The 8,564-nt window shown below is 35.5% G+C and carries 2 protein-coding genes; both read right to left on the reverse strand.

The features are described 5' to 3' along the window. Positions 1-118: 118 nt before the first annotated feature. On the reverse strand, positions 119-4,345 hold the full coding sequence (locus A5844_RS03690; protein ID WP_086283927.1) for a hypothetical protein: 4,227 nt from the start codon (positions 4,343-4,345) through the stop codon (positions 119-121). Positions 4,346-4,435: 90 nt separating this feature from the next. Continuing rightward, positions 4,436-7,423, reverse strand: coding sequence for a QWxxN domain (locus tag A5844_RS03695; protein WP_086283928.1), 2,988 nt, complete (start codon positions 7,421-7,423; stop codon positions 4,436-4,438). Positions 7,424-8,564: the final 1,141 nt, after the last annotated feature.

Consider the following 8,564-nt stretch of genomic DNA (forward strand, 5'->3'; position numbering starts at 1 on the left):
AGTTTTATAGAACTGAATATAGTATTGATCGCTGTTGCTACATTGTTTTTATCTTTCTATACCTATTTCCTCTTTATATTTCGCCTTCTGTATTTGCCCGATGGAGAAAAGCCTGACACTACTTTATTAATGTACTTGAGTTGTTTCTTTCTGCCGATTTAATCGATGCAGTTTGACGGAGATTGTTGCTTTTTTCAGTACTTGTATTTATAAGGTTTGAGATACTTCGATTTGCAGTATGTTGTGTAGGCTCTGTTACTCCTTGTTGATTGGTAACAAATTGTGTATTATTTCTGATTTCTTGTGTATTCGTGGTAAGATTCAAATCACTTCGTTTTGGTCTAGATTGGATGGGCTGTGCGAATATTGGTCGATTGGCAACAAATCCAGTCGCAATGTTGGTACCGTTGCTTTTTTCGATACTTGTAGTTACAAGATCTGAAAAACTCTTTTTTTCTGCATCTTTGATCTTCTCTACAAATTCAGTTCGTACTATAATTTCTGTATTTTCTGGTACTTCTTTACTTGGTATACCTGTACTTAGATTGTCCGTTGCTTTTGTTGAGTTTTTTTCTTTCTCTTTATTTAATTGCAAGGTTCTCTCTAAGCCTTGATAGCTATACATAAAAGCCATTGCAAAATATAAAAACATGAATTTCTTTTCTAAATTTAAGTTATCTGTACTTCTAGTGACACGAATGATTTCATCAAAATCTCTCCCTTCGATAAGATCTCTTAGTATGATTGTAGTGAATTCCGCATCTGTTAATAGAAAATTAACAAGCAATAATCGATCGTTATACATCGCTTGTCTAACAACATCTTTTGACAAGGTCGGTAAATTCAGCTCTTTGGCTAATTGGTTAACAAAAGCGTTGAAAGGTTCAGAATATAATATTGCTGTGAAATTGTTATTAATTATTTCTCTTTGTTGCTTTACACTAATTCTAAGACCTTTACCAGGTAAAGGGTAGGTTATTATATCCTCTGTTTTTGAAACCAGATGCGTGATTTCATGAATAAGCGTTATATATGCAGATTGTGTTAGTTCGCAGCCTTGAATAAGTTGGGGATCAATGAGCTGAGGATTGATATGGAAAGCATCCGCAAAAATAATGATTCGGCATTCTGCATCACCTGGTACCACAAGCCCCCATGGTAAAAGCTTGGTAGATTGTGAAAGATATTTATTTGAACCCACTTCTTGCTGAATCAGATCACCCGAAACGATTAAAATATTTTCATACTCCCATAGCTTTGACTGTCTGAGGAATTTTTTGAGCTTTTCCGATATCGACAAAAACCTATTAATTGTTTCTCTCAAAATCACTTCTTGATTAGCAAGCCCTTCTAATAAAAATAATTTTGTCAAATATTGCCCTTCTTTCGTTTCTGAAAGAATTGCTTTACCCGATAGTTTTGTAAATATCGTTATTCCTGCATCTAAATAATCTGATGCTTGAACAAGGTTTTCTTCTAGATCTTCGACAAATGGTTTGAGAAAATCTGGCATTTTATTTGCTTTAACTCCAGCAAATGTTCGAAAGTTAAAGTCAATAGGTAAACGTTCTTTAATTTGTGCTACAATTGATTTTCTTGCTTCATTATCGTTAGGATGAAAAATTGGAGTAGGTTCTGAAACAAATTTAGATAACGGTGGAAGCTCAACGTTAGAATCTTCCACTCTTATAGAAGGGGGCTTTTTGTAGACTTCTGCTCCTCTGAGTTTATTCCATAAATCCCATTTTTCTTTCGAAGGAGGAATGTTATTCCACACATCCCCAGTTTGTTTACCAAATTTGAAACGATCAAAAGTTTCAGACGCTAGTACATCCCCAGATTCATTTGTTTTCGAACCTATTTCTTGTGAAGTATTTTTGGTACCTTTTGAATTTCCCGAAGTTCCCGATGTTCCGGGTGATTCTCCTGGTGAAACTCTTGACTGTTCTTTATTTAGGTCACTTTTTCCTTTTGACTTTCCCCTATGATACGAGGCGGTCAATACACTTTTGTTTTCCTTCTTCCTTTCCAATTTTGTTTCAAAACGGAATTTGCCATTTTTTTCATCAAATCTCAAGACAATTTTTGATTTACTGTTATCTTTTTTTAGCAAATGATATCGTTCTTTATTTTTGCTTAATGAGATCGAAAGATAATGATCTTGGACCTTAATGTAAGATTTGCCTGATTCATCCCACATCAGTCCTTTTTCATCCGGAGCAGAAAGTCCACTTGGATTCTTTCTCGTTTCAAATTGATCCAACATGCTAGTGATTTTTTTCTCCACTTCTTTTGGCACGAAGGGAGACGTCGGTGCTTCAAAATACCATTCTACGCCATTATAATTCACCGGTATGATCTTTCCCGAATGACGGGCATAAACATCCAGTCGGATTCCATGCTCCTTGATGGTTGTCAAAGTCACCTCAATCAGTTTCCCTTTCATTCGAATAAAGTGTTTTGTCTCTTCTCCTTCTTGTGCTACTGTTGTAATCGGTCCTGAGCCATAAGCATTTGGATTGGGATTATTTCCAACGAAATACGCTTGTTTTTCCTTCAATTTGACCTCTAGATTATTGAGAAGCTCTAGTTGTTCGGTCGTAAATACGGCAGGTCTATGGGCTTCTAATCGATTTCCTTTGAACATAAATAACCCACCAAAAACATCTCCAGTTTCCAGATTCGTCACCCGCATATATAAATCAGCACCTACCCCTTTTACGGGAACTTCCAGACCATTCAACTGACCCATCACAATATTTTTTTTCAGCGACTCTCGCGCCTTTTCCATAACCTCTATTCTTTCTAACAGTTCTTTAGTTTTTCTAGCTATTTGGAATTCATTTTTAAATTTCACTACGCGCTTTATAATTAGTCGCCCTCCACCTACAATCGTTTCAAATCCTGGATCGATGGTCCGTGCAAGGGTTAGTACAATTTTTCTGATTTCAGCTACTTTAGGAAGAAAAGTTGGGCTTTTTTTGATTACATTACGGATGCCACCTCTGATAAATGCTCTAGCGACTCCTAACGCAAATTTCATATTGAGGGAGGTGATTTGTCCGAATACCGGGATCATGAGCAATGTATCAATCGTACACGAAATAACCGCTTCTTCGGTATCTTGGTTAATGATTCCTGTTGCACAATCATAAAAAGGAATAAAATGTTTGGCGACATCCCAAAGTTTTTCGACATCCGATTTGTCATTTCCCGAATCGTACAGTTGATCATAGAATTTGTCGCTATGTTTACGACCAAGTGCTTCAATCAATAGATTCCTCTCAGCTCCATGAGCTAGTTTCTTGCTCCGATTCACACGAACAGAGAACTTAAAATATTTATTCCCCATAAGAATCTCATTTCCTACTTGTTGATACCCTCCTTTCCAAATATTTTTATGATCAAACAGCCCTAATTTGAGGTAAACTATAGGGTCTTGATCGACTCGGTGTAAGGTATACCCTCCTTCACCATCTAATTGTTTCAATGCATAAATTCGTTGTTCATTTCCTTTGACAGCTGCAAATAAATCGGTTTTGTCTAGATTAAGCGTTGTTCGTTTTTTCTCCTTTACAGAAAGTATAGCATTTATTCTTGGAGCACCAGCTGTAACTGGAATCTCAACTAACTCCTCTCTTTCATTTTCCAAATCGGCAAAGGTCTCATAAAGTTGGACTCCTGCTGAGAAAATATACTCCAAATCCTTTTTATCGACCGCATTCAGCGCAAATTCAATCAATTTTTTATCAAAATGAAAATACGCATCCGACACATTTTTCGTCAACTTAGTATACCTAGCTTCTATTTTAGGAGGAAACCAATCAATGTCTTGACAAGGATTGGTTGAGCCTTCAAGATAATTTTGTTTGATAACATTAAAAGGAGTTGAAGAACCGTGGGAATCGATACATGTCTGCGCTACCTTTATTGCTAAGGCATCTTTCCGACGCCATTGAAGTAATGCTTCTTGATACGCTTTATACAACCGATTAAGGAGTTCTTGATTTTCGATAAGCTTATAATATCCTTCTTTTTGATAGCCTATAAATGTGCTGATTGCAAATTCTTTATAGGTTTCCGTAGCTAATGCTTCACGCAATGCATCTGGATCTAGTTGGGCGATAGCAATTAATGAAGGGATCAAAAGAGTTCGTAGTTCTTCATAGGTGGCTATTCCTTTTTCAAGGATCGTTTGCCAAAAGTGTTCCCCCATCAATCGAGCATCTTCTCGACTGAAGGGATATTGATACTCTCCTTCTTTTAAAATCTTTGCCCCAGTTAACTGCATTAATGAGTGATAATCAGAAATCAATAAATTATCGGCCAAACCACTACTATCCAAAAAATAATTGGGTAACTCCCGCTGGAGGAATAAATTCCATAGCTTGTTAAAGTAGCTCTTCTGTTCTTCAGAAAGGGTAGATCCTTCTAGCTAAATCAATCCCTCTTTCTCCAAATTTCTGACTGTAAATAAATCTCGCAAACGACCCAAGGTAAATTGATCGATATCAGGTGCCGACACAAGTTTTTTGACCATGTAGGCTTCAATCGAACTTTCTAATATTGTTTCAAAGACCCATTTCATGACTGTTAGTTCGGCATCTTTGTTCGAGATATTCTCCCCTTTTTTCCCACCATAAAGCTTCAACTCTTTCAGAATCACTTTAGCAACTGGCTGAAGTCTTTCATAAGCGAAGACCAATTTGTTGTTTTCTTCTTTTGTGATTCGTTTTCCCATAGCAATCAATACTTGCTCTTTTGTTGACTGTCCAGAGAGTAATTTTTTTTGCTCTAAAAATGATTCTATTTTTTTTTGTACATTGGGATCCCGCCATTGAGTCCCTTCCGTTTCGATGTTGTTTTTTTGTTTATCTGCACTTGTTGGTTGGGATGGATTCGTTCCTTTTGTTGGCAAAATTAAATCTGCAGGTTGATTATCTTTTATTGTTTCATACACCCATTCTGCCAGAATCAGGTGAGCTTCTTCTTCTGAAATAATAGCCTCTTCTTCCATTTCGAGAATAAGTTTCGCTAATTGTTTGACTCTAACCATATCCAACGTTACTGGAGTCGCTCCTTCAATAGCTACCCACTCTCCTACTGTTTCCAATAGTTTAATGTCATCAGAACCATCACAATCTATCTCCTTTTCAACAAAAAAATCGACTAGTTTTTTACGTATATTCTCTTTTTGCTCACTATTCCATTTTGGGAGACTACTTTCCTTTTCTTCCTTAACAACTGCCTTTGTTGGATCATCTGTATTTTCACTCAGGAACGCTTTGATCTTTTCATTGATTTCTTGAGTCGAATCAGTTTCCCCAGTTTGGGTCACATTTAATCCAGTAGCTTCCATAGGAATAGTCGTCACATTGCTTGAACTAGCTGTTGTACTAATTTCACTTTGCATCTGAGTTTGATTAAACAACCCTTTACCATATTTTTCTAAATTTGTCTGATTTAGATTTTTTCTCCATTGTCTTATAAAATCCTCATCAATTGAAGGAAGAGGTGATTTTTTTGAACTCTCCGAAATTCTAGTCCTATTTTCATTGACCTGTCCTAATTCGGAATAGTTCTTGGATTTTTGTGTTACATTATCCTGACTAGATAGTGTAGTTGTTTCCATATGTATTTGAGTAGCACTCGTTGTCGTTTTCATCTTATCTTCAATAAAGGTGAAACCCACCAAAGCATTATTATTTCTCCATTGAAGAAAGATATTACTTCCTCTAATATCTGAGAATTCTTGTTTCTCAAGATCTGATGCCACAAGAATGATATATGCGAGTTGATTACGTCTAAGAACTGAATCCTTTCCGCCATTATTTATCCAGTTCTGTGCAGCTAAGATCGTTTCAAGGTTTGATAAATCACCACACGCAATCCCTTTACCACACAGAAAATTCTTGACTGCTTGATTGACAAAATCTGTTTTATTTCGCTTTTGAAAAATATCAGCATCATCCCAAGTAGGGAACAGTGGTTTTTCATTAGTTATCGGAAGCGTTTGATTATTCATATAAGCTGTAACAATACGATGCATTTTTGCTTTTTCTATCGTCTCTCTAGAAATTTTAGCAATTTTCTTATCAGGAATTGGTCTTGCTTCTGCTCCTAAAAATTGGAGACCCACCCATTTTTGGAGATAGTTATCAATACTTATACAAAAATCCTTTGCTAGATACCAGAGTTGAGTTAAATAACTCGCTTCTTCAGAGGTCAATACCGACATAGTTTCTGGAGTTGTCTCTGAAGCAATTTCCTGATAGTTATTCTTTTGAGATTTCTTTTGTGAAGTCTTGTTTGATAATGAATTATATGTAGGCTGAGTGTTTTCTGGAATATTTAAATTCTTTTCTTGTTGGGAATCGGTCGGGATTTGTTTTCCATAGTCTAACGAAAAGGCACGTAGGAACAAATCAACAAAATCACCCATCAACGACCTACCCCACGCACCTTCTTGTTCTTGAGTATCATTCATATGTTCGTGTTCCCTGAAAAACTGTGAGAACGTCTTGGTTAATCCATTCCAAAACGTTTCTGTTAGATAATTATGTACATCAGTTGGACTATCCGTTGTCCCATTATATTTATTTTCAAAGGCGGACTGAAATATTTTTACTAAGTTTTGAGGTGTATCTTCCGCATAAAAATGATTGGTTCTTTGAGTAGGCATATTGATCATCCGTTGAAAAGAAAAGTGGTGAATCTCACCATTTTGTTTCATCCCTTGTTCGTTTTGCATCTTCGCTTTCAAAATGGCTCCCTGACAAATTGTTTTAAAATGCGTTTGTTCAATACTTTCCCCAAAGAAAATCCACTCTCTCAACTGGGTCATGCTTTCCCACGTAGTACAATTTAAAAGCTCATTGATTCCATGGAACAATTGATGAATAGAAAGACTGAATTCATGTGCAGTCTCTGCTAAATTTGTCATCGGTTCGTGGAACAGTTGATTATAGAATGCTACTTGAGTTGTATTTTCTGACAATGGCGGTTGAAATCTTGTTCTATTGACAGTGGAGCTTGAAGCAAATGAATGGATCCATGTCTGATTGCCTGCTTGTCTCACATCAATAAACGTATCAATTTCAACAGCAGCAGAAGTTCTTTGGACAGCCGTCTGTTGTACAGGAGGATCCATTAATTGAAAATTTTTAAAGATACTCAATAGAAAAAGTACCCCATCAACTGTCAATATGCCATTTGGAGCTAGTATTTGTCCAATATTCTTGGCAATATAGTTTAAAACCTTCTGATTGTCTTTTAACTTATTATTATCATTCATTTTGTTATAGTTCAGACCACTAATTCTTCTGTAAACATCTTGTGGTATCTTTACCTTCTTTGGTATCTTTGTCTTTTTCAGTCTATTTGGTATACTTGGCGAATTTGGTGTTTTTGACTTCTTTGGCACATTTTTCACTCCTTCATTGAAATTAATGAGTAAGATAGTTTTATTGCATAACTTTTCATTTGAATAACATCATTTATGACCTTCATTCTCCAAACAAGCTTTTATGACCAGGTCCAACATCTACGTATAAATCCCCTCCAAAAGTGGCATTTGTATCATGCAAAGAGCAACACTTCATCAGATTCGACAAATAAGCGGTGGCTAAAATAAATGTAACAATCACTTAAAAAAAAACTAACCAAGTGAACTACTTATAGTCAACTCCTCCTTTCTATAATGTTTGGGCACACCTTACATTAGAATTCGCTTTCATTTGAATTATAGAATAAAAAAAGGAGGATTTCATCAAAAATGATAAAAATCAATACAGAAATTCAAATTTTATTAAATATAAAGTGCTAAAAATAATAAGAAGGCAGTGATTTATATGGTTCTTTTTTAGAGATACTTGTATACCATTTATAATTACCACACTATAGCCTTTCCTTTTTAGAGAAACATGCAAAATCACTTACAAGAAATAGAAGCATTCACATTGATTCTTTGAGGTTAAAGCTGATTAAAACTGCTGAGAGTTATACTAAAACATTTCAATTCATATTAAAACGAGAGGCTGGGACGGAAGTGTTAAACTCCGAGAAATAAGAAGCAATTCACGAAAATTGATTTTCAAATTTTTGTAAATTACAGCTTATTATCGAAGGAGTTGCTTCTGATCCACTGTTTATACGTATGTAGAGCGTGAAGCAAGAGTGAATCATACTTTTGTCCCACGCTCATTTACATTCATATCCACTTATACATCTTTGTCATCAGCAAACTATTTACTTGCATTTAAAAAACATCAAAACTAGTCAAACTTACTAGCTTTGATGTTTACAGATGTTCCTATCAGTCTAATTTGTCATTGAACTCAAAAAATACGAGAAGAAATCCATGTAAATAGGGTATTCCATTTAAAATATTTGCAAATAGATTTTCACTACTTCTTGGGCCCATTTTCGTCCATTTTATAATGGCTATAGCCCCACTTTTCGTAATTCTCCAAATTTACTATTCAAAAAACACTGAGCTTATGCAACTAAAAAATATAAAGGATTCCTTGATTTCTTCTTTTTTGGTCATCTCAAATCCCTAAGAT

The organism is Candidatus Enterococcus wittei (genome assembly GCF_002140175.1).
Taxonomy (GTDB): Bacteria; Bacillota; Bacilli; order Lactobacillales; family Enterococcaceae; genus Enterococcus_B; species Enterococcus_B wittei.